This window comes from Romboutsia sp. CE17, assembly GCF_012317385.1.
Taxonomy (GTDB): domain Bacteria; phylum Bacillota; class Clostridia; order Peptostreptococcales; family Peptostreptococcaceae; genus Romboutsia_E.
In genome coordinates, this window is sequence record NZ_CP051144.1 from 719653 (window position 1) to 745094 (window position 25442).

A 25442-nucleotide genomic window follows, 5' to 3' on the forward strand; every position below is an offset into this window, starting at 1 on the left:
TCTCAGGTTTTAATATATACTAACAATAGTTAATGAAAATCAATATCACTTAATAAATAATACAAGGAATAATAATAAAAGTCAATATATAAACAGGCTTAAGATAATTGGAGGGAATACATGATATTTAGAAAGAAAGCATTAAAAACAACAGCAGCGGCAATTGCAATGTTTTCAATGGTAGTTACGGGATCAATGAGTTATGTTCATGCAGATGGTAATTTAAATGGGGGCAGTATTGCTGTAGAAAGAGCATTAGAAGATAATTCTTATACAGTAAAAAATAAAATAGAGTATGTAAAAGATGGAGAAATAATAACTTCTGGACATGGATATCAGTCTTTAAGAGATGCACTTTCAGAAAACACTGTAATAGAAGTTAAAAATAATAAAATATACATGACACTTGAATTTACTGAATCTAACTATACGCTTATAGATAATATAGTAATAACAGTAGATGGAACTGATTATAAATTAGAAAAATCAGACGACAGAAAATATACAGTAGAATTAAATAGTGTAGATTCAGATATAAAATTAAACTATGATGTAAATGTACCTATACCAAATGTTACACCACATAACTTTACAGTAAATGTAAAATTAGTAGATGCACCAGAACTTGAAGAAGTTACTTCTTATACATTAAAAAATAAAATAGAGTATGTAAAAGATGGGGAAATAATAACTTCTGGACATGGATATCAGTCTTTGAGAGATTCATTATCAGAAGATGCTTTAATAGAAGTTAAAAATAATAAAACATACATGACGCTTGAATTTACTGAATCTAACTATGCACTTATAGATAATGTAGTAATAACAGTAGATGGGACTGATTATAAATTAGAAAAATCAGACGACAGAAAATATACAGTAGAAATAAATGGTGTAGATTCAGATATAAAATTAAACTATGACGTAAATGTACCTGTGCCAAATGTACCACCACATAACTTTACAGTAAACGTAAAATTAGTAGATACACCAGAGGTAGAGCAACCTGAAACAGAGCAAAAACCTGAAACAGAACAAAAACCTGAAACAGAACAAAAACCTGAAACAGAACAAAAACCTGAAACAGAACAAAAACCTGAAACAGAACAAACAGATAAAATAAAAAATGGTACTTATACAGTTTCAAATAAGGTAGAATATGTAGGCGATGGAAATTCTGAAATAGGAAATCAAATGGCTCGTAATGCAGTGGCTGAAGAATCTAAATTAGTAGTTAAAGATGGTAAGATAACTGCTACATTAAATTTTACAGCAGATTTATATGAGTACATAAGTAACTTTAGAGTAAGTGTTGATGGAAAAAATGTAACTGTAAATGTTGATAAAACAAATAAATCAATAAGCTTTGAAATGCCATCTATAGATTCAGAAGTAATAGTTACAATGAATGTATCTATGATGGGAAGAGATGTTAGCTTTAAGACTATATTCGATAAAAGTACATTAGAATATGGAGATAACGCTACAAACAACGAAAATACAAACAACGGAAATACAAACAACGGAAATACAAACAACAATACTTCAAACAATGGAAATACAAACAATAACACAAACAATTCTACTGATAGTGAAACTAAAGTAGAAAGTACAGTTAAAAAAGGTAAATTATATACTATACAAAATACAGTATCTCACTCTAGTGAAACAGGAAAGCAAATGGCTAGAAAATATTTAAATTCTACATCTAAAGTAGAGATAGTAGATGGAGAAACTTATGTAACATTAACTTTTACAGGGGCAAGCTTTATGCAAAATCATGCTATATATGTAAATGGAAGTAAGGTATCTCATACAGTTGTATCAAAATCAAGAGATGGCATAAGCTTAAGATTTAAAGTATCTGAATTAAGTGATTCTATAAAAGTTGGAATGTACGTAATACCAATGTCTAGAAATATAGAATTTGGAGTTAATTTATTAGAAGATACATTAACATTTGTAAAAGATTTTGATTTAAATGCAGATGGAAGCTTACCACAAACAGGTTCAGCTATTGACTCTAGTGTAGTTATGGGAGCTGGAGCTATGATGATGGCTGCTGGTGTTTTAGGAAGAAGAAAAAGAAAGTAGGAATTTAAATGAAATCATTTAAATATATATCAAAAAGTAAAATAAGCAAATTGTTTTCATTATTTTTAATAGGAATAATGGCTTTAACTTCAAATTTTGCTTATGCAGACAATAATAATGAAATAGCAAGTGGAATATACACGTTAGCTAATGAAACAAAGTATTTAGACGGGAATGAAATAGGGGATTCTATGGCAAGGTCATATACAGATGAAAATATGACTCTTGAAAAGAGAGATGGAAAGATCTATTATACAGTAGGTCTTTCTGGAGCTCAATATATGGATAATCATAGAATTTTTATTAATGATGAAAGCGTAGAATTTGAAAAAGTAGAAGAAAATTCAGAAGAAGGAACGATAAAGTTAAGATTTGAAGTGACAAGTCCTGATGATAATATACTTATACAAATGTACGTAGATGCTATGGGTAGAGATGTTGAATATCAATTAATACCTAATTTAGATTCACTAGAGTTAGTTGAGGCTTTTGAAGAATCTACACCTGAAGAAACTAAAGAAGTTGAAACTTCAAGTGAAGATACAGAAAGTGAAAATACCGAAACTCAAGTTAAAGAATCTTCTCAAAATAATTCAAGTAACGTAATGATAATTGGTGTAGTAGTTATTTTAGCGATAGTAATAATATTTGTATTATTTAAGAGAAAGAAGTAAATGAAAAAAATATCTAAAATTTTATTTACACTGGGTCTAGTATTAGTATTAGGCTCAGTGTCTTTAAATATTTATACGAAGTATAAACAAGAACAAGCTAAAAATAACTTTACACAAAAAATTAATGAAGAAGATAATGAGAATATGGAGATCAATCTTGGTGATGAAATTGGATTAATTGATATACCAAGCGTTAATATAAGCTCAGTTATAGTAAGCGGAACTGGAAAAGAGCAAATAAGATATTATGTAGGACATTTTGAAGATACTCCTATGCCAGGAGAAAATGGGAATTTTTGTATAGCTGGACATAGTAGTACAGTTTATAATAATGTTTTTAACAATTTAAAAAAGATAAAATTAAATGATGAAATAAAAATAACAACTTCAAAGGGTGAATTTACTTATATAGTAAGCGATATTTTTGAGACAGAGCCAACCAATATGAGTGTTTTAAATCAAGATAATGATTTAAAAGAATTAACTATTGTTACTTGTACTAATCAAGGAAAAGATAGGTTGATAGTAAAAGGAATTTTAAAGTAAGTAGGAGACAATCATGAAATTAAAAAAATGCTTAATAAATACGTGCGCATTAATATCAATGATGACAATGATAGGATGTTCAAATAATGATACTAAAGAAAATGATACAGTTGAAGCAGAAAATAAAACTTATGGTGATGATTCTATAGTAATTGCAACATCAGTTGCAGTTACGGAAATACTAGATGAATTAGGAGTTAAGATAAGTGGAGTGCCAAAAACATCATATGAATTACCAGAAAGTACAAAAGATGCTGTTGAAGTTGGAACTCCAATGAATCCAGACTTAGAGATAATAAAATCATTAAATCCAGACCTTGTGGTATCAGTAGATACTTTAGGTCAAGATTTTATAGACAATTTTACTGAAAATAATATACCAAGTGAATTTGTGAATTTAAGTAGTTATGAAGGATTAAAAGAAAGTATAGTTACTTTAGGAAATAAATTTGATAAAGTTGATAAAGCTAATGAAATATTAGATGAATTAACAGCAAAAGAAGAAAACTTAAAATCAAAGTTTGAAAATGAAGAAAAGCCAAGAGTTTTAGTTATATTTGGAGCTCCAGGAACAATGATGTTAGGAACTAGTAAATCTTATGTAGGAAATCTAGTAGATTTAGCAGGTGGAGATAATGTATTAGAAGATGCAAATTCTTCATTTGTACAAATTAATAAAGAAGAATTATTAAATTTAAATCCAGATAAAATTGTGGTAATGACACATGCAGACCCAGAAACAACAAAAGCTCAAGTTCAAGAAACTTTAGAGACTGATACTGCATGGAAGAATTTAGAAGCTGTAAAAAATGGCGAAGTAGTATACTTAGAAAATGATTATTTTGGAATGAGCGCAAATTTAAAGGTAATAGAGGCATTAGATATTATGCATGATATTCTTTATTAAGAAAATGAGGTTATAGACATGAATATAGATTCTAAACGAAAAAAACATCTATTGATGCTGCTATCTATTGTAGTAGTTTTAATATTATTTTTATTATCTATTAATTTAGGAAGTATTAAGCTAGAAATTAGTGAACTTTTAAAGGGATTATTATTTAATAGCAATGATCCTAAAATAAATATAATAAGAGATATAAGGATACCAAGGGTATTAGCTGCAATTATAATAGGTGGTAATTTGGCAGTATCAGGGGTACTATTACAAGCAATAATAAGAAATCCATTAGCAGAGCCATCTATCGTAGGTATATCATCTGGAGCATCTTTAGTATCGGTGATTATATTATTGTTTTTACCAAAGTTAAATTATATAAGACCATTATTTGGATTTATAGGTGGATTAATAGGGTGTATGATGGTATTTCTATTAGCATATAAAAAAAATTTATCTCCTATAAGGATTGTACTAGCTGGAGTAGCAGTTAATGCTATGCTTACAGCTCTAACAAATATAACTACTCAGTTTGGAGCAGGTGCAGTAAGTAGTATACAAAGTTGGTTAACAGGAAGCTTAGCTAATATAACATGGATGGATATAAAGTTACTACTAGTATATTCTATATTTGGATATATTGGAGCATTTTTACTTTATAAATCATGTGATTTAATTTCTCTTGGAGAAAAAAATGCAAAGAGTTTAGGATTAAATTATGATTTACATACCATATTAATATGTATTGTAGCAGTATTTTTAAGTTCGACAGCTACATCTATAGGAGGTATAATTGCATTTGTTGGTCTTATTGTTCCACATATATGTAGGATTATAATTGGATCTTCGCATAAATATTTAATACCATTTAGTACCATTATAGGAGGGATGCTTCTTTTAATAGCCGATACTATAGGTAGAATATGCTTTAATCCTTTAGAAATTCCAGTAGGGGTAGTTATGGCTGTAATTGGAGGTCCTGTATTCTTATATTTACTTAGAAGGAGCGGAATTTAATGATATTAGGTAAAAATATAGAATTTTCGTACAATGAAGATAAAGATTTTATAAAAGAATTAAATATAACTATTCCAAAAGGCAAAATCACTACTATATTAGGCCCAAATGGAAGTGGTAAATCTACATTACTTAGCTTATTATGTGGAGTTAACAAAGTTAAAAATGGTGAGATATTAATTGATAATTTAAACATTAATAAGATGAAATTTAAAGATATAGCTAGAAAAGTCGCAACTGTGCATCAACAAAACTCTGTTCCACAAGATATAAGTGTAGGAGATTTAATTTCATATGGAAGAATACCTCATAAGAAGCTTTTTGAAAAAGAAAATCAAAAAGACGTAGAAATAATAGAGTGGGCTATTGAATGTACTAATATAAATAAATATAAAGATTATAAGGTTATGGATTTATCAGGAGGCGAAAGACAAAGAGTTTTTATATCAATGGCCTTAGCTCAAATGCCAGAAGTTCTTTTTCTAGATGAGCCTACAACTTACTTAGACATATATCATCAAATAGAAATTTTAGAGTTAGTTAAAAAAATTAATAAGGATCTTAATATGACAATTGTCATGGTACTACATGATATAAACCAGGCTATAAAATATAGTGATAATATAATAGTAATGAAAGAAGGTAAGTTAATAAATTCTGGAGATGCTAAAAATATAATAACCAAAGAATTGCTTAAAGAAGTTTATAAAGTAGATGGAATAATAAATACAATAGAAAATGAAACTTACTTTATACCTACTAAATCTTTTACAGCTTAAAAAAAATATAAAAATTTATAAAAAATCTAAATATATTTAAAATTAAATTTTGAAATAAGTATAAAATATTAATTGAAAATGAAAATAAGTATCAATTAATAGGATTGGAAAATGAAAAATAGAAATAATGTAAAATTAATTTTAGATATAGTAATGGCTGTATTATTTATAACTTTTTTCAAAAAGAATTTAACAAGTTTTAGATTCCATATAATAAGTGGATTAGTGTTTGGAGTATTTATATTATCGCACTTAATATTAAATAGAAAATGGATAGTAAATATAAGTAAAAGATTATTTGATAAAAGTATAAAAATTAGAACAAAGATATCTTATATATTAAGTGTAATATTATTAATATCAATAATATCAATAATAGCAAGTGGTATGTTGATAATGAAGTCTAAAACTTATGATAGAGTAATGTTTTGGAAGATGCTTCACTTTGGGGCTTCTTACTTATCATTAGGATTAATAGGTATTCATATAGGTATGTATTGGAACTGGGTAATTAATATGTTTAAAAAAACTATTAAATTTAAATCTAATAATATAAGTAAGAGTATATCAACTATAATTGTATTAGTTATATTAATCTTTGGATCTTACACAATATACAAAGAGAATTATTTTAGCAAAACTTATTCATGCTTAAAATATGTTGCTGAACATATACAGCCTGAAGATATAGAATCAAATGGTAATTATTATGGTGAATTAGAAAAGCCTTCATTTATACAGGTAGCAACTACATATGGTTCTATAATTTCTATTTTTTCAATTGTTGCGTATTATGGAGATAAAAGATTTAAAAAAACAAATTCTAAAAAAATTAATACCACAGAAAATATAGCATAGTATTTACAGGGAAATAGCTTATTTAAAAATAATATAAAAGGTATGTGTCTAAATAAATTTAGATACATACCTTTTATTATTTGAAGGTCATATTATGCTTTTGTTATATTACTTTTTCAAATTTAGATTTTTTATCTAGATGGTCTAGGTATAGCTTAGTTTCAGCAACTACTACAGATGATAAAGCAAGTAATGCGATTAAGTTTGGTAATGCCATAAGACCGTTAACTATATCAGCAATTATCCAAACAACCTCCAATTTTAAGAATGCTCCAAGTAAAACCATCATAACAAATAAAGCTCTATATCCATTTATACATTTTACACCAAATAAAAATTCAAAACATCTTTCTCCATAATAGCTCCATCCAAGTATTGTAGTAAATGCAAATAAACTTAAACTAAGAGTTAAGAATAAAGGGCCTACTGTAGGTAAAATACTTCCAAAAGCAGCTTGAGTCATAACTGCACCATTTAAATTGCTTTGCCAAACGCCAGTTAATATAATTGATAAACCTGTAAGTGTGCATATTATTAAGCTATCTATAAAAGTACCAGTCATTGATATAAGTCCTTGCTCGGCTGGCCAATTAGTTTTAGCAGCAGCAGCAGCTATAGGAGCACTACCAAGTCCAGATTCATTTGAAAATACACCACGAGCAATACCATTTCTAATTGCCATAGATACTGTTGAACCTAAAAAACCACCAAATGCAGCTGTAGGAGTAAATGCACCTTTAACTATTAATGAAAGTGCTTCTGGTATTTCGCTAAATGAAGATACAAGAATAATAGCACATAAACCTATATAAACAACTGACATGAATGGGACTATTTTTGTAGCAACTTTAGATATACTTTGTAGGCCACCAAATACAATTAAACCAACTAATATAGCAAGTATTATACCTGTTATTTTGGGATTAATACCAAAACTACTATTAATTGCATCAGTAATGGCATTTACTTGAGTAAAAGTACCTATACCAAGTAAAGCAACTAATATACCGCTAAAAGAAAAGAATATAGCCAAAGGTTTATATTTTTCGCCCATACCATTAAGTATATAATGCATCGGTCCACCTGATATCTGACCATTTTCATCTTTAGTTCTATATTTTATAGCAAGAACACCTTCGGCATATTTTGTTGCCATACCGAAAAATGCTGCAATCCACATCCAAAATAATGCACCTGGACCACCAGCTTTTATGGCAGTAGCCACACCAACTATATTTCCAGTACCAACAGTAGCAGCAAGTGCAGTACATAAGGCACCAAAACTTGATATATCGCCACTACCATTATTTTCTGCACAGAAAATTAATTTAAGAGCCTTAGGTAATTTTGTAAGTTGTAAAAAACCTAATTTAAAAGTAAAGAATATTCCTGTACCTACTAAAAGTATAAGTAAAGGTGGACCCCATATAAATGAGTCAATATTGTTTAGTACATCAATTAAATTCATAAAAACACTCCTCCATAATTATTATTTATGCTTTACAAAATCAATGAAGTTTTAAATGAATTAATTGACAGGAATTTAATATAAAATATTAATGATTTTAATGCAATAAAAAAAGCTAAATCTATTTGACTTAGCTCTGGATATGCATATTAACTAAAATTTAGTAATTATAATAAAAAATTAAAAACTATAAACAATACCTAATAAAATTAAAAATTAGGTTAATAAATTTATAATAATATAATTTTAAATTATAATTTAAATAATAGTATAATCCCTGTCCTTTTGCCTGAGAGATTGAGCATAAGCCTTGCCCCTTCGGCGCCCATAACGGGTCTCTCCAGAGTTTCCTAAGCTTTACAGTCCTACCTTAAATTAAAGTACCTGAGAGTGTTACTCCTTCGGCGTATCTTAAATAGATAACTCTTCTATAAAGCTTCAACGGATATTGATTTGTTATAGCACTTATTTAATAGTTATCGTATACAAAATTTTAGAATATGTCAACCATAATTTGGAAAAAATAAGATAATGTTTAAAGCAAATAATTCACAAAAATAGCAAAAAAATAATCTATTAAAAGTAAGAGGCTAGAAAGTTATAAATATAATTTATTTTTTCTTGATAAGGTAGAATAGGTATAGTAACATATTTCATATGTAAAATATATAAGTTAAAAGTTAGGAGATTGTAAAATGGGCTTTCGTAGTAGATTAAAAGAGGCAAAAAGAATTGTCGTAAAGGTAGGTACATCTACTCTTACTTATGACAATGGAAACATCAATTTAAGAAGAATTGAAAAATTAACAAGGGTACTATCAGATATAGTAAACTCTGGAAAAGAAGTTACACTTGTAAGTTCTGGAGCTATTGGAGTGGGAGTAAGTAAATTAAATTTAAAAGAGAAGCCCAAAGATATAAGAGAAAAGCAAGCTTTGTCAGCTGTTGGACAATGTGAATTAATGCATATATATAGTAAATTCTTTGGAGAATATAGTCATACTGTAGGTCAAGTTTTACTTACTAGAGATGTAATAGAAGATGAGCGTATAAAAAATAATGTTTGTAACACATTTGAAATACTATTAGATAAAAAGATAATACCTATAGTTAATGAAAATGACACAATATCTATAGATGAAATAGAAAATATAGCTAATTTTGGAGATAATGATAATTTATCAGCCATAGTTTCACAATTAATAAATGCAGATTTATTAATAATTTTGTCTGATATAGATGGTTTTTATGATAGTGATCCAAGAAACAATAAAGATGCAAAGTTACTTAATGAAATAGAAATAATAACAGAAGAATTAGAAGCTTGTGCTGGTGGGGCTGGAAGTAATTTAGGTACTGGAGGAATGGCAACAAAATTAATCGCTGCTAAAAGAGCAATAGAACAAGGTATAGATATGGTTCTTGCAAATGGAAAAGATCCAGAAATTATACTAGATATACTAGATGGAAATGATATTGGAACTTTATTTGTAGGAAAAAGAAAATCTATATAACAAACTAAGAATATTAGACTTAAGATTTTTACTTTTATTATAGCTAAATTATTATTAGAATTAGTGATAAGAATATTTTATATAAGGGGGAAAATATATGAGTTATTTATTATCTATAGGTAAAAATGCAAAAGAAGCATCTTATGAACTGGGTATTTTATCGACAGAAGAAAAAGATAATGCATTATTTTTAATGGCAGAAGAACTTATTAATTATAAAAAAGAAATACTAGAAGCAAATAATATAGATTTAGAAAATGCAAAAGAAAAAGGTATATCAGATGCCTTATTAGATAGGCTATCGTTAAGCAATGATAGAATAGAAGACATGGCAAATGGTCTTAGGGATATTGCAAAGTTACAAGATCCAGTAGGCGAGGTTGTTTCTATGTGGCAAAGACCAAATGGTATACAAATAGGTCAAAAAAGAGTGCCTATAGGTGTTGTAGGAATAATATACGAGTCTAGACCTAATGTTACTTGTGATGCAGCAGGACTTTGTCTAAAAACAGGTAATGCATCTATATTAAGAGGAGGGAGCGATGCCATAAACTCTAATAAGGCTATAGTTAAAGCTTTAAAAAAAGGTATACAAAGAGCAGGGCTTCCTATTAACGCTGTTCAGCTAGTTGAAGACACTTCTAGAGAAGTAGCAACTGAAATGATGAGGTTAAATAAATTTATAGATGTATTAATTCCTAGAGGTGGTGCAGGACTTATACAATCTGTAGTTAAAAATTCTACAGTACCAGTTATAGAAACTGGAACAGGGAACTGTCATATATATATAGATGAGAATGCAGATTTTGAAATGGCAAGAAATATAGTTATAAATGCAAAAGCATCTAGACCTGGAGTATGTAATGCAGCAGAAAAACTAATAGTAAATGAAAAAATAGCTAAAGAATTTTTACCAATTATAGTTGAATCATTAAGAGAAAACAACATTTTAGTAAAAGGCGATGAAAAGGTAAAATCTATAATAAATGATATAGAAAAAGTTAATGATGAAGAATGGGGAGTAGAATACTTAGATTATATAATAGCTATTAAAATTGTATCTAATGTAGATGAGGCTATAAATCATATAAATAATTATGGAACTGGACACTCAGAATGTATAGTAACAGAAAGTTATAAAAACTCTCAAAAATTCTTACAAAGAGTAGACGCAGCAGCAGTGTATGTAAATGCATCGACTAGATTTACTGATGGTGGAGAATTTGGTTTTGGAGCTGAAATTGGTATAAGTACACAAAAACTTCATGCCAGAGGGCCTATGGGTCTAAAAGAGTTAACTACAATAAAGTATATAATATATGGTAATGGACAAATAAGATAATATAAAGGCATAATCAGAATAATAATATTTTGATTATGCCTTTACTTATACATAGTAAAATAAGTAGCTATTTTCTATAAGTGTGTATATTAGGTTGATTTTTTTATACTATTTATTAAAAGTATAATTTTATTTTATATGTAAAAAAATAATTAGCTGATTTTAAATATTATGATAATATTATAGATAGTATATAAGCGAAAACAAGAAAGGTATAGAAAGGAAAACTTATGAATAAAGTATTAGTTTTAGCAGAAAAACCTTCAGTAGGTAGAGATATTGCTAGAGTATTAGGATGTAATATTGATAGAAATGGATATCTAGAAGGTAATAAATATATAGTTACATGGGCTTTAGGTCATTTAGTAACACTAGCAGATCCAGAAAGTTACAATGAAAAATATAAAAGTTGGAATATAGAAGATTTGCCTATTTTACCTAAATATTTAAAAACTGTAGTAATAAAAAAGACAAGTAAACAGTTTAATATAGTAAAATCTCAAATAAATAGGAATGATGTGAGTGAAATAGTAATAGCTACTGATGCTGGTAGAGAAGGAGAGTTAGTTGCAAGGTGGATACTAGAAAAATCTAAGGCAAATAAGCCTTTAAAAAGGCTTTGGATTTCATCAAATACAGATAAGGCTATAAAAGAAGGTTTTAGAAAATTAAAAGATGGAAAGGAATATGATAATTTATATTATTCAGCTATAGCAAGATCAGAGGCTGATTGGGTAGTTGGTATAAATGCAACAAGAGCATTAACTACAAAGTACAATGCTCAACTTTCATGTGGTAGAGTTCAAACACCAACCTTAGGCATGATATTAAAAAGAGAAGATGAAATAAGAAATTTTAAAGCTAAAGATTATTATGGTATAGAAATTATATCATCAAAAGGTAATATAAATTTAAAGTTTAAATGGCAAGATTGTAAAAATAAGAGTGAATCAACATTTAATGAAGAAAAAATTAATTCAATAATAAAAAATATAAAAGATAAAAAATTAAAAGTAGTTAAAGTAAATGAAGTTTCTAAGAAAAAGTATTCTCCTCAACTGTATGACTTAACTGAGCTTCAAAGAGATGCTAATAAAATCTTTGGATATTCTGCTAAGGAAACTTTATCTATAATGCAAAAGTTATATGAACATCATAAGGTACTAACATATCCTAGAACGGATTCAAGATATTTGACTGAGGATATTGTTGATACATTAAAAGATAGAGTAAAAGCTGTTAATGTTAGTGATTATACAAGAGTTTGTACAAAGTTATTAAAAACAAATATAAAAGGAAATAAATCATTTGTAGATAACTCAAAAGTAAGTGATCATCATGCTATAATACCAACAGAAGAAAGAGTATTTTTAGGAGATCTGAGCGATAAGGAAAGAAAAATTTATGACTTAGTTGTAAAAAGATTTTTGAGTGTATTATGTAAACCATATGAATATATTCAAACTACAGTTATAGGTGAAGTAGAAAATAATGAATTCATATTAAAAGGAAATAAAGTAATATCTTTAGGATGGAAAGAAAATTACAGAGATTTAGAAGATGAAGATGAACATGATAGTATTCCAAACTTACATGAAAATGAAATATTAAGCATAGATAAAGTAAATAAAATAAATGGAAAAACTAATCCACCACCTTACTTGAGTGAAGGAACTCTTCTTAGTGCTATGGAAAAAAATAATTTGGGAACTGTTGCAACAAGGGCAGATATAATAGAAAAACTATTTAACTCTTTCTTAATCGAGAAAAAAGGAAAAGATATACATATAACATCTAAGGGAAGACAATTATTAGACTTAGCACCTAGAGATTTAAAAACACCAGAGCTAACAGCTAAGTGGGAAAATAAACTTTTAGATATATCTAAAGGAATATTAAATAAGGATATTTTTATAAAAGAAATAAAAGAATATTCTAAAAATGTAGTTAAAGAAATTAAAAATAGTGATAATAAATTTAAACATGATAATTTAACTAAAAATAGATGTCCAGAGTGTGGGAAATATATGCTTGAAGTGAATGGTAAAAAGGGTAAGATACTAGTTTGTGAGGATAGAGAATGTAATACTAGAAAAGTTATATCTCAAGTAACAAATTCAAGATGCCCAAATTGCCATAAAAAGTTAGAACTTAGAGGTGAAGGTGAAGGAAGAATTTTCGTATGCAAATGTGGACATAGAGAAAAGTTATCAGCATTTAATAATAGAAAAAAAGAAGAAAAAAATAAAGCTTCTAAAAAAGATATAAATAAATATTTAAAGAATCAAAATAAAAATCAAGATAATTTTAATAATCCATTTGCAGAAGCTCTTTTAAAACTAAAAAAATAATGTAAAAAAGATAGCTATAAATACGTATTAATTATATATTTATAGCTATCTTTTTTTATATATAAGCTATAACTAAATTTTAATAAATTATAACCAACTTAATAATAAATAGTTATTTGGGGAAAAATATACTATTAATAATTATAAGGAGAAAAAAACATGAAAGAATCATATTGGATTTTAAGTTCAGAGTCTAAGAAATATAAAATATTACATGAGAACATAGAAACTTCATATTTAGTAGTTGGAGGAGGTATAACAGGACTTACTACTGCATTTTTATTAGCAAAAGAAAACTTAAATGTGACCTTAGTTGATGCAGATAGAATTGGATATGGAGCAACAGGTAGAAGTACAGGAAAAATTACAACTCAGCATAACTCTTATGCAAAGATTGAAAGAAAATATGGTTTAAATAAAGCTAAGCAATATTATGAAGCTAACAATAAGGCTTTGAAGTTTATTGAAAGTATCATTGATGAATATAATATAGATTGTGACTTTGAAAAAGTACCTGCATTTACATATACATCAGATGAAAATTATATTGAAGAGTTAAGAGAAGAATATGAAGCTTGTATAAGAATAGGTATACCTTGTGATTATTATGACAATATAGAAGGATTACCTATTGAAGTAAAAGGGGCAATATCATTTCCAAATCAAGGACAATTCAATCCGAAGAAGTATATTAACGCTTTAGGTGAAATATGTAAGAAGTTGGGAGTAAATATATATGAAAAAACAGCAGTAACAGACTTAGAAGAAGATGACAAATATAAAGTTAAAACTGCTAGTGGAAATATAATAACTACAAAAAATCTAATTATAGCTTCTCATGTACCGTGGCATGATGGAGGATTAAAACTATATTTTGGAAGAGAAGAAGCAAATAAGTCATATTTAATAGCATCCGATTTAAATGTAAATTTACCAAAAGGTATGTTTTTAAGTATAGATAACACTTCAAGAACATTTAAAATTTATAATGATGGAGTAAAAAAAGTATTGATTATAGGTGGATATGATTTTAAAGTTGGAAAAGAAGATGTTAGTTATAGTATTTATGATGAAATAGAAGATTTTGCAAAGAATAACTTTAATTCATCAAAAACTTATACAAAATGGATGACTCAAGATTATATGAGCTTTGATGATATACCATATATAGGAAACATTAATTCTAAAGATAAAGGTATATATGTAGCTACAGGATTTTGTAAATGGGGAAATACAAATGGTACAATAGCAGGAATTATTATAAAAGATTTAATTATAAATAATAAATCTGAATTTAAAGAATTATTTAACCCGACTAGAAGTGGAAGTTATTTAAATTTAAAATTTATATCAAAAAATTTAGAGGTAGCATATGATTATATAAAAGGAAAACTAGATTTAGGTGATGATAATATTCCTATTGAAAAAGGAGAAGGTGGCATAGTTAATATAGATGGAAAAAAATATGGAGCGTTTAGAAATTATGATGGAAAACTTCATATTGTAGATATTACTTGCACTCATCTAGGATGTGAATTAAGGTTTAATAAAGAAGAGCATACTTGGGATTGTCCATGTCATGGGTCTAGATTTAATTATGATGGAAATATCTTAGTTGGTCCAGCACTTAAACCACTAAAAAAATACGGCCAAGGTGAGAATAAAATAGATCCTAAACTATTTTAAATATAAAAGTGATGACTAAGTATGTATAAATAATTGGAGGACAATATATGGAGAGCGGAAAAAGAGTAAACTTAATTACTATATTTATTTATATTGTGTATTTAGCTTCAGCAGTTTGGTTTATTAAAAACAAACAAATGTTTAAAATAGGGATAGTACTTTTTTGTGTAATATCAACTTTTACACTTAGTATATTAAATAAAAAAAATAATAAATTGGTGGATAATAGTATTTATATAAATATGATTATATTTATATTAGTATCCTCATTATTTGGTACTTGTTTTAATTTTTATAGTATAAATTATTATGATGATTTCTTGCATTTATATTCTGGAATTTTAGCTTGCAATGTAGCATATTTAATTATAAAGTATTTTAATAGTAAAGATAATATGAAAGACATGAATAAACTATTTGTAATAATATTTTTATTTATGTTTTCTATGGGAGTAGCAAGCCTTTGGGAAATAATGGAATTTTCTATAGATAATTTATTTGGAATGCATACTCAAATAGGTGGTTTAAATGATACAATGATAGACATGATAGATGAACTTGTTGGTACTATTATATCTATGCCATTCTTTTTAAAATCATTAAAAAAACTACGCTCATAAGTATTATGAGTGTAGTTTTTTATAGTATTAAGATGTAAACTCTATTTCTTCCATTAAAGAATTTTGAATATATTCATCTATTGATTTAGAAATTCTTTTAGCAGCTACAACTGCTTCAATTACTGTACTAGCACCGTGAGCAACGTCTCCACAAGCAAATACACCTTCTCTTGTTGTTTGACCAAACTCATTAGTATATAAAAGTCCTCCTCTTTTTACATCTAGACCTTTATTATTAATAACTATATTATTTTTAGGTTCTTGACTAACTGCTATTAATACAGAATCACATTCAAATAATTTTTCGCTATTTTCTATTGTAATAAGAGAAGTAGAGCCATCTTCATTTGTCACTTTTTTAGTGTCAGCAAGTATTATACCTTCATCCACAATCTCAACAGGAGATTTAAATGTATTAAATAATACACCTTCATTTTTAGTCTCATTAATTTCATGCTTTGTAGCTGTCATATCTTCAAAATCACGTCTATAAGTTATATAAACTTTTTTAGCACCATAGTATTTAGCACTTCTAGCTGCATCCATTGCAACATTTCCAGCACCTATAACTACAACCTTTTGGCCTAAATCATAAAGGTGAGGACTTTTAAGATAATTTATAGCATAATGGCAATGACCGAAAGTTTCACCTTTTATATTTAACTTTTTAGGATTCCATACACCTGTGCCTATAAATATAGCTTTATATCCATCTTCAAATAGCTTGTCTAAAGTAACTACAGGACCAACTAAAGAATTTATTTTTATTTTTACACCATATTCTTTTAATCTTTGTCCAATTAAATTTATTATACTTTCTGGTAATCTAAAGCTTGGTATACCATAAGTTAATACTCCACCTATTTTTTCGTTTTTTTCAAATATAGTAACATCGTAACCTTTTTTAGCTAAATCTAAAGCAACTGTTATACCAGCAGGACCAGAACCTACTACAGCAACCTTTAAATTATTTGACTTAGGTTTTGTTACTTTCATATTTTTTAAATAATTTTTAGAAATCTCCTCTTCTATTTCATAGAAATGAACAGGTTCTCCTTTTATACCTTTTATACAATTACCGCTACATTGATTCTCATGAGGGCATACAATTGCACATATAGCAGATAGCGGATTATTCTCAAATAAAATTTTTCCAGCTTCTTCGATTTTATTTTCTTTAAAAAGTTTTATTATATCAGGTATAGGAGTATTTATTGGACAATTTTTTTGACATCTAGCATTTTTACATAGAAGACAATTATTAGCTTCATTTAAAAGATTTTTCATAATATCCCCCTTTTATACAGTAATATATAATTAACTATTTATATTATACCAAAAAAATAAAAAATAATTTAATTTAAATTTTAACAAAGAAAGAATATAAGTATACCATTATTTTTTACACCTTAGTTTACTAATAATACATAATTTAGTAATATTATATATGTCATCATAGTAAAAGATAGTAGAACTTAGGAGGAATTGTAATTGTTTAAGAAACTTTTTAACTTAATTAACAAAAAGAAAGATATAGAATTTGAAAAAAATAAAAATTATTACTTACAAAGTAGTAAAGATATAGAAGAAGTTTCATTTGATGAAATCAGTTTAGAGAAGGATATTGACAAATGTAATTTACTAGAAGATTCTATTATAGAACATAATCAAATAAAAGTTGAAAAAGTAGATATCCTAGAAGATACAGAACAAAAATTAAATGAATTCTTAAGAGAAAACAAAGAGTATATAAATAATATAAAGATAAAAAGAGAAAAAGGAATAAGATCCATAGACTTATATAATGAAGAAGTTTTAGAATTTAAAACGTATAAGGAATGTAGTAAAAAGCTTAAGATACCAGTAGCATATATAAAAGAAAACTTAAAGTACGGTCATACAGACTACTTAGGTGGTGCAATTAATTACTTAAGAAGAGAGCTTGGAGAAGTAGTTAAAGATGAGTGTGAATATCTAGATAGTAGCAAAACACCAATTGAACTGTTTAATGAATTAAATAATAAAATATTTAGTAGCAGGGTATCAGAAAATAGAAGAAATGATATTTTATCAAGTGATAAAATAGAACCTATAAAAATGCACTATAAGTTTGAGTTTATGGATTATGAATATGATGATTATTTTAAAAAGTACGGGGCGATAATTAAAAGAGGCGGTAATAAAAAGATAGAACTACTAAATCAAAAAGGAGAAGTTATAGAAGTATTTAAATCTATATCCAGTTGCTCAGAGTACTTAAATAAAGATAAAAATGAAATTACTGAGATATTAAAATACGGATATAGTAAGGTTGGGAGATGTGAAATAAGATATAGTCTAAGGAACATTTAACTTCACATTAACTTCATAATACCTTCACTTTTTATTCACACACTTTGATTTCAAATAATGTAATATGATATTAGTTCTAGTATTGGAATAAAATATTAAGGAGGTATATCATGTCAGAAGATAAAGAAATAAAGGATAAACAGTTAAATTCTAAAATAGATAATATAGAACAAAAATCTAAAGTTAAGAAAAAAAGAGAAAAATTGAAATTTAGCTATAATAAGAAGAATTTTGTAGTATTTTCTTTATTAGGATTTATATTTGCAGGAATAGGATTTGGATTTGGTAAAAATATAGGAAGAGAATTACCTGCAACTGCTAAAAATTATTCAAATACTAAGGTTTATGCAACTGTTGGAGATATATCTATAACTGGAAAACAACTTCAGAAGAAAATGGATCCGTTATTTTATTTACAAGGTAAAACAAAGTTAACGGATGAAGAAATTGCTACTTATGAATACAGTATGTTAGATTATATGACAACTGTAGAAGCTATGTACATGGATGCGGTAGAAAATGAAGTTACAGTTACAGATGATGAAGTAAATTCAGAGTATGAAACAACAATGAGTTCCATAGAGCAAGATTTTAGCATGGATGAAAAAGAATATTTAAAAAAATTCAAATTAACTAAAGAAGAGCTTAAAGAAGAGTTAAAGAAAGAACTTATAGCAGTAAAATACATGGGAGAAGTAACCGATGTAACAGAAGAAGAAGCTAAAAACTACTATGATAAAAATAAAGATGAGTTTTTAGAAGCTAGTGCTTCTCATATATTAATAAAGACTACAGATGATGAAGGTAACGAATTAAGTGACGATGAAAAGGCTAAAGCAAAAGAAAAGGCAGAAAAAATACTAGCAAAAGCTAAGTCAGGAGAAGATTTTGCTAGTCTAGCTAAAGAATATTCGGAGGATACAACAGCCTCAGATGGTGGAGATCTAGGATTCTTCCAAAAGGGAGAGTTGGTAGAGAGTTTTGAAAATGCAGTGTTCTCTCTAAAAAATAATCAAATATACGATGATGTTGTAGAAAGTGATTATGGTTATCATATAATTAAGAAAACTGGAGAAGAACAAGCTTCTTTCGATGATAAGAAAGATTCAATAATTGAGCAACTATCTTATAATAAACAAAATATATTATTAGATGATGTATTATCTAAGTATGAAGTTGAAATAAAAGAATAATTAAGTAGGGTTAGCTAAATTAGCTAGCCTTTTTTAGAATTAAATCAGGTAAAATTATATAGTATATTGCTATATAAAATATAAACTTATATAAGTTGTGTTACTATATTTCTAGGAGGGGGTTGATTATTATGATAAAAAGAAAAGATGAATTATTAGTTGAAGAAGGAAATCTTAGAAATGGTAAAGGGAATGTAAAGAGAGAACATATAATTAGTGGAGATGAGTTAAAAGGAAAGGGTAAGTTATTTGCTAAATTAACTATTCCTAGAGGGAATTCTATAGGCATGCATGATCATACAGAAGATTTTGAAGTATATTATATATTAAAAGGAACTGGACAAGTATTAGATAATGGTGAAATAGTTCAAGTTAATGAGGGTGATGTTGTTTATACAGCAAATGGAAATAAACATTACCTAGAAAATATAGGAGTTTGTGATTTAGAAGTACTAGCTATAGTTTTATATGAATAGATAAATGCTCTGGATGTTATCCAGAGCATTATATAAATAGATTTATCTAAGTATAATTAAGGATAATTAGTTAGATAGAGGCTAGACCATTTATTATATACATTGATATAAATAATAATTAAACTAATTTTTATAGTACATAATATACTATAGTGGGTGATGTAACATTTATATGGTTATCATGATATAGTAAAAATATAGTACTGATTTTACATAGATAAATCTAGTAATTTTATTTTAACCAAACTTGATTTAATTATTATAAATATTAGAGTATAATTTTTATATTTGGTAATTAGATACTATATCATCTAATTCATTTTTATTTTCTTTTATCCAAGTATAAAAGTCTTTTTTACTATTATTTACTGCTGTCCCTATTTCAAATAATACCTTTGGTAAATCAGTAGCTTTAAAATCACCAACAAAATCACCAAGTCTAGTTTCACCAAGATGGAAATTACCATTTACAAACATTCCAAACGCATCAGTAACTGTACCATCAACTTTTTTCTTTTTACCAGTCAATCCTATTGCACTTATTTGATGTACTGCACAAGAGTTCATACAACCAGATATATAAACTCTTGGTATTGCATTTAAAATATCTTCCGTACCATTTTTTCTAAAGTAAGATACTATATCTTGTAACATTTGTTGACTATTTTGAATACCCATTTGACAAAGTGGAACACCTATACAAGCAACACTTTTTTCTATACTAGTATTTCCACTCATAGATTCGGTAGCTTCAAGTATTTTTTTAGCTTCATTCCCATCAAGATTTATAACATATAGTCCTTCTGTCATAGCTAATCTCATCATAGGATTTTTACATTTATCTAATTCGTATAATAAAGCTTTTAAATCTTTAAGAGGCAAAATTCCTCCTATTGGATGTATATATACACTGTATCGACCTGCTTGTTTTTGTTTTATTAATCTAGGATGACGTAAGTCTATTTCAGGACCACCTTCATCATATATTATTGGATCAGGATTAAGATCAAGTCCACCTTTTTCTTTTTCTTTAGCTACAAAATCTTTAAATATTCTTAAGAATTCATTTTCTCCTAAATTACTAACCATATATCTAACTCTTGCTCTACCATGGTTTTTATAGTCACCATACTCCATATACATTTTAGTAAGACCCTCAACATAGTAAAGTACATCAGATGGCTTTACAAGTTCGTCAAGTTCTAAAGCAACAGCTGGATTTTGACCTAGTCCACCACCTACAAAGACTTTAAAATAAGGTTCATTATTTTTAAGTGTAGCGATAAATCCTAAATCTTGAACGGTACAATGTGCAGTATCAGAACTGCAACTAGAATAAGATACTTTTAATTTTCTAGGTAAATGGTAAGTTGTAATTTTACTCATAAAGTGATTGTCTGTAGCTATTGAATAAGGAGCTACATCAAATGCTTCATCTGGGTCAACTCCTGATAGAGGAGATAAACCAACATTTCTAGGGAAATTTCCTCCGCCACCTCTAGTAAATATATTATTTTTTATTCCTTGTTCCATAATATCGCAAACCGATTCAACATTTATACCATGAAGTTGTATAGCTTGTCTAGTTGTAAAATGAATGTGGCTTATATTATGCTTATTTGCCAATTGATAGATTGTATGAAGTTGAGAACGAGATAGAACACCGGAAGATACTCTCAATCTTATCATAAAAGATTTTTGATCTCTTTGAGCATAAACTCCATATGCTCCAGAAAATCTTTTGTATTCCATTTTGGATATTTCACCATTATAAAATTTTAATGAAAAATCTTTAAAATTAGGTATTTCATTTAACAAAGTTTCTTTTAAGTTTGTCATATTTGCACCTCAATAATGTATTTATTTAAATATATTATTGACTTTATAAGGGATAAATATAATAATCATATGAATCAAAGCTAAAATAATTTTTAATGTATAAAAATAGTGTTATAATTTATATATAAAGTAATGTGATTTTGTTTTAACTTTCTATTTTATGGTTTATAATTAATAAAAGGCAATATTGAAATTAGGTTACTTAGGGTAACAAATATAACGATAACTAAAGGAAGTGAATTTGTGAGGATAAGTGATAAAGATAAAATAAAAAAATTGACTATAATATTTCTAATTCCTCTATTACTTGTGTCTCAGTACTACCTTTTTAAATTTGGTATCCTAAAGCCAATGATAAAAGGTGTTGATATTAATATTATTAATGGAGAATACATACAAGATATAGACAAGTATGTAATAAGATTAGGAGAAGAAGTTACTTTATCAAGCGGAGATTATATAAAAATACCTAAGTATGCAAAAAATCCAGATATAAAATTTAGAGTATTGGATGATAGTAAGGTAATACAAATAATAGATAATGATTCTAAAGAAAAAAATACTGCAACAATGATAGGATTGAAAGAAGGATATTCGTCTATAGCAGTAGTAAAAAACTCACGTGTAATTAAGAAAGCTACAGTATTAGTTGTTGACCCGAAAGTAGAAAATTTAGATCTAAATATAGATAGAGATTTAGTTTTTGTTGGAGATAGTGCTAAATTAGATAGTGTCATAGAAGTAGATTTTAAAAGGTTTAAAGATGATTATGAAGTAACATATGAAAGTTCTGATGAAAGTGTATTAAGAATTGTAGGCAATGAGGTAAAAGCCATTGGAGTTGGAAGTGCAACAATATATGCTAAATCAGGAGATAAAGTAGACTCTATTAGATATAAAATAAATGCTAAAGTAGCAAGTTTAGATGTAGATAAGTCTATAGAAGTTGAAGTCGGAGCTTCAAAAAAAATAGATCCTAAAATTATAACAAGTCCAAATGGATTAAAACACCCTCCTGTAGAATATCAACTAGTTGAATCTAAACTACCAATAGAAAGAGCAATAAGACTAGATAGAAATGGTAATGTAGTCGGTCTTAGAGAAGGTGAAGAGAAAGTTTTAGTTTCTTGCGGAATTGGAGAAAATAAAAAATCACAAATTGTAACAGTTAAAGTGATTAAGGAATCTCTATTAAATCAATTAATTGATGATTTAATTTCAAAATATGAAATAATTGATAATAGGATAGTAATAAATCTAACTTGGAGTAGTTTAAAAGACATATACAAATATGATATATATATGAGAAATAATTCTTTAGGAGATACTAATTATAAAGTAGTTGAGTCTATATTAATGGACAAAATAGATTTAGATAGTCAAAATAAAATAAAAACTACTATAGAGTTAGATATAGGAGATTTGAAAGGTATAAATTTAGATTTCTATGTTGTGGGAGTTACTGATAATGGAAATACAGATGCTAGTAACTTAGTAAACATACAACATTCTACAGAATTAGAAGAAAATGATGATTTAAATGTTTCTGCATCTTTAGATACAGAGAATAAAAGAATAATTCTATCTTGGAATTCTATAGACAATTGTAAATATAATGTTTATGTAAAAGATATATCTAAAGGAAATCAAGAATTTATGCTAGTTGGAGAAGATTTAAGTGAAACTAACTATATCATTGATTTAAATGAAGATGAAGTTAATTTAGAGATTTATGTATTTGCTATAAAGGATGGAAAAGAAGTTGCGAGAAGTGATGTAAAAGCTTTTAAATAATATTGAGTTTATATGAAAAGGAAAATTATAAAGTCAGATTAAAATACTATAATATTTTAGTATTTTAATCTGATTTTTTTATAATGTTAATTAATTAAAACAGAGTAATGGATATGGTCGTTATGATATAAGCAATGCAAAATTTTTATTTACATCTTCTTTAGTTTGTATTTGTAATATGTTTAATTTAAAAATAATAAAATTCTTAATAAGAATACTATTATTTAGGAGAGATGAAAATTGAAAAGAAGATTTGATAGAATAAGCATTGCATCAAAAGAATTATCACAAGAAGCTTATAAAGCTTATACAGGAAAAAGAGATTATAAAAGAGCAATAGAGATTTATGTTTTATTAGCAGAATCTATGTGTGTTCCTGATGATATATCTAATTTTTCTAAAAATATGATGGGAAGATTAAGTAAAAAAATTGATGAAAATACTTAGATTATGTGATTTTTGATATGATTCTTTGATATTTGTTGGAAAAATATTTGTTGTGTGCTAAAATTATCCCAAGGTATAAAATACAAAGAATTACTAAAGAGGGGGGATAATTTTATGAATGAAAGCACAAAAATCTCACTAGAGAGAGCATCACAATTAAAATCAAGAATAGAAGATTATATTAAAATTAGAAAACAAATACCAAAAGGTTTAGAATTGGAAAATGAGATAAGTGAGAGAAAAAAGCTTATATTAAGTGTTTTAGGTGGAACTGAAGAAAATTGGGATGACTACAAATGGCAATTATCAAATAGAATTACAGATGTTGAAATACTATCAAAAATATTAAAATTAAAAGACAAAGAAATTGAGCAAATAAGACAGGTTGAAGGTCAATTTAGATGGGCGATATCTCCATACTATTTAAGTTTAATTAATCCAGATGATATTGTGGACCCTATAAAATTGATGTCTATACCATCTATAGTAGAATTAGGCGATGAGCAAAATGACTTAGATCCAATGGGAGAAGAATTTACTAATCCAGCAGGAAGCATAACTAGAAGATACCCAGATAGATTAATAATAAATGTAACAAATGAATGTGCCATGTACTGCAGACATTGTCAGAGAAGAAGAAATATAGGTCAAAAAGATTGTCATCAACCTAGAGAGTTATTACAAGAGTCAATTGATTATATCAGGGATAATGAAGAAATAAGAGATGTATTAATAACAGGAGGGGATCCATTAACTTTAAGTGACAATATGTTAGAATGGTTAATTAGCGAATTAAGAAAAATACCTCATGTTGATTATATAAGACTAGGGAGTAGAACACTAGTTACTATGCCTCAAAGGGTAACTGATGAACTTTGCGATATATTAAAAAAATATCATCCGATATATATAAATACACATTTTAACCATCCAATGGAGATTACTAAAGAGTCAAAATTGGCTTGTGAAAAATTAGCAAATGCAGGTATACCATTAGGTAATCAAGCTGTTTTATTAAATGGAGTAAATAATAATAAGTTTGTTATGAGATGTTTAAATCATGAATTATTAAAAATAAGAGTAAAGCCGTATTATATATTCCATAGTAAGCATGTAAAAGGAACTAAACACTTTAATACATCTATTGATGATGGTATGGAGATTATGGAATATTTAAGAGGATATACTTCTGGAATGGCAATACCAACATATATAATAAACGCACCAAAAGGTAAGGGGAAAACTCCTTTACTTCCACAATATCTAATATCAAAAGGAACTGATTATATTATGATAAGAACGTGGGAAGGAGAAGTTGTAAAAGTTGAAGATAAGCCAGCAGTAGATATAAAAGCTTTAATAACAAACTCATTTAAGGAAGAAAATGAGAAATTAAAAAGTTTAGAAGATAAAGAAGTATATTTAAAAGATTTAGAGTGTGAATTAATTCCAAGTTATTAATATAGAAAAAGCGATGAGAAAACTCATCGCTTT

Annotated in this window: 21 protein-coding genes and 1 riboswitch; of the genes, 18 read left to right on the forward strand and 3 right to left on the reverse strand. The window is 27.2% G+C overall.

All coding sequences use genetic code 11. The annotated features are described in order from the left end of the window. The first annotated feature begins 120 nt into the window (after positions 1-120). From HF520_RS03510 to HF520_RS03540, 7 genes are all read left to right on the forward strand, one after another. The gene (locus HF520_RS03510) at positions 121-2094 is read left to right on the forward strand and encodes an NEAT domain-containing protein (RefSeq protein WP_168572706.1); all 1974 of its coding nucleotides are present in this window, start codon (positions 121-123) and stop codon (positions 2092-2094) included. Between the two features lie 8 nt (positions 2095-2102). After that, on the forward strand, positions 2103-2768 hold the full coding sequence (locus tag HF520_RS03515; RefSeq protein WP_168572707.1) for an NEAT domain-containing protein: 666 nt from the start codon (positions 2103-2105) through the stop codon (positions 2766-2768). Further along, the gene (locus HF520_RS03520; RefSeq protein WP_168572708.1) at positions 2769-3314 is read left to right on the forward strand and encodes a class D sortase; all 546 of its coding nucleotides are present in this window, start codon (positions 2769-2771) and stop codon (positions 3312-3314) included. Positions 3315-3327: 13 nt separating this feature from the next. Continuing rightward, on the forward strand, positions 3328-4221 hold the full coding sequence (isdE, locus tag HF520_RS03525) for a heme ABC transporter substrate-binding protein IsdE (RefSeq protein ID WP_168572709.1): 894 nt from the start codon (positions 3328-3330) through the stop codon (positions 4219-4221). An 18-nt stretch (positions 4222-4239) separates the two neighbouring features. Beyond that, positions 4240-5229 (forward strand): FecCD family ABC transporter permease, encoded by a 990-nt coding sequence (locus HF520_RS03530; protein ID WP_168572710.1) that lies wholly within the window; start codon positions 4240-4242, stop codon positions 5227-5229. Next, the gene (locus HF520_RS03535) at positions 5229-6008 is read left to right on the forward strand and encodes an ABC transporter ATP-binding protein (protein ID WP_168572711.1); all 780 of its coding nucleotides are present in this window, start codon (positions 5229-5231) and stop codon (positions 6006-6008) included. Before HF520_RS03530 ends, HF520_RS03535 begins: the two co-directional genes overlap by 1 nt. Positions 6009-6119: 111 nt before the next feature. Beyond that, positions 6120-6866: a DUF4405 domain-containing protein gene (locus HF520_RS03540; RefSeq protein WP_168572712.1), complete on the forward strand. Its 747-nt coding sequence runs from the start codon at positions 6120-6122 to the stop codon at positions 6864-6866. 103 nt (positions 6867-6969) lie between these two features. On the opposite strand, the gene HF520_RS03545 is transcribed toward HF520_RS03540, so the two are convergent. Beyond that, on the reverse strand, positions 6970-8334 hold the full coding sequence (locus HF520_RS03545) for an alanine/glycine:cation symporter family protein (RefSeq protein WP_168572713.1): 1365 nt from the start codon (positions 8332-8334) through the stop codon (positions 6970-6972). A 267-nt stretch (positions 8335-8601) separates the two neighbouring features. Then, positions 8602-8688: riboswitch (glycine riboswitch) on the reverse strand. 341 nt (positions 8689-9029) lie between these two features. On the opposite strand from HF520_RS03545, the gene proB reads away from it, so the two are divergent. From proB to HF520_RS03570, 5 genes are all read left to right on the forward strand, one after another. Next, positions 9030-9848, forward strand: a complete 819-nt coding sequence (gene proB / locus HF520_RS03550; protein ID WP_168572714.1) for a glutamate 5-kinase — start codon at positions 9030-9032, stop codon at positions 9846-9848. A gap of 97 nt (positions 9849-9945) precedes the next feature. Next, positions 9946-11190, forward strand: coding sequence for a glutamate-5-semialdehyde dehydrogenase (locus tag HF520_RS03555; protein ID WP_168572715.1), 1245 nt, complete (start codon positions 9946-9948; stop codon positions 11188-11190). 230 nt (positions 11191-11420) lie between these two features. After that, entirely contained in the window at positions 11421-13541 is a 2121-nt protein-coding gene (locus HF520_RS03560; RefSeq protein ID WP_168572716.1) for a DNA topoisomerase III, read from the forward strand. 159 nt (positions 13542-13700) lie between these two features. Further along, a complete protein-coding gene (locus HF520_RS03565; protein ID WP_168572717.1) occupies positions 13701-15227 on the forward strand; it encodes an FAD-dependent oxidoreductase in 1527 nt (508 codons plus the stop codon). Positions 15228-15274: 47 nt separating this feature from the next. Next, positions 15275-15847, forward strand: coding sequence for a TssN family type VI secretion system protein (locus HF520_RS03570; protein ID WP_168572718.1), 573 nt, complete (start codon positions 15275-15277; stop codon positions 15845-15847). A 27-nt stretch (positions 15848-15874) separates the two neighbouring features. Here the strand turns inward: HF520_RS03570 and HF520_RS03575 are convergent, their stop codons facing one another. Next, the gene (locus HF520_RS03575) at positions 15875-17134 is read right to left on the reverse strand and encodes an NAD(P)-dependent oxidoreductase (protein WP_168572719.1); all 1260 of its coding nucleotides are present in this window, start codon (positions 17132-17134) and stop codon (positions 15875-15877) included. A 204-nt stretch (positions 17135-17338) separates the two neighbouring features. On the opposite strand from HF520_RS03575, the gene HF520_RS03580 reads away from it, so the two are divergent. From HF520_RS03580 to HF520_RS03590, 3 genes are all read left to right on the forward strand, one after another. Continuing rightward, positions 17339-18199, forward strand: a complete 861-nt coding sequence (locus HF520_RS03580) for an NUMOD1 domain-containing DNA-binding protein (protein ID WP_168572720.1) — start codon at positions 17339-17341, stop codon at positions 18197-18199. A gap of 110 nt (positions 18200-18309) precedes the next feature. Continuing rightward, a complete protein-coding gene (locus HF520_RS03585; protein ID WP_168572721.1) occupies positions 18310-19392 on the forward strand; it encodes a peptidylprolyl isomerase in 1083 nt (360 codons plus the stop codon). A gap of 131 nt (positions 19393-19523) precedes the next feature. Further along, positions 19524-19868, forward strand: a complete 345-nt coding sequence (locus HF520_RS03590) for a cupin domain-containing protein (protein ID WP_168572722.1) — start codon at positions 19524-19526, stop codon at positions 19866-19868. Positions 19869-20150: 282 nt separating this feature from the next. On the opposite strand, the gene HF520_RS03595 is transcribed toward HF520_RS03590, so the two are convergent. Continuing rightward, positions 20151-21707, reverse strand: coding sequence for a nitrite/sulfite reductase (locus HF520_RS03595; RefSeq protein WP_168572723.1), 1557 nt, complete (start codon positions 21705-21707; stop codon positions 20151-20153). Positions 21708-21950: 243 nt separating this feature from the next. Here HF520_RS03595 and HF520_RS03600 point away from each other — a divergent pair, with 243 nt between their 5' ends. The 3 genes from HF520_RS03600 (at position 21951) to eam (ending at position 25409) form a co-directional block, all read left to right on the forward strand. Then, positions 21951-23501, forward strand: a complete 1551-nt coding sequence (locus tag HF520_RS03600) for an Ig-like domain-containing protein (RefSeq protein WP_168572724.1) — start codon at positions 21951-21953, stop codon at positions 23499-23501. 240 nt (positions 23502-23741) lie between these two features. Beyond that, positions 23742-23948 carry a hypothetical protein gene (locus HF520_RS03605; protein WP_168572725.1) on the forward strand — a complete coding sequence of 69 codons (207 nt, stop codon included), beginning with the start codon at positions 23742-23744 and terminating at the stop codon, positions 23946-23948. Between the two features lie 114 nt (positions 23949-24062). Then, positions 24063-25409, forward strand: coding sequence for a glutamate 2,3-aminomutase (gene eam / locus HF520_RS03610; RefSeq protein ID WP_168572726.1), 1347 nt, complete (start codon positions 24063-24065; stop codon positions 25407-25409). Positions 25410-25442 lie beyond the last annotated feature (33 nt).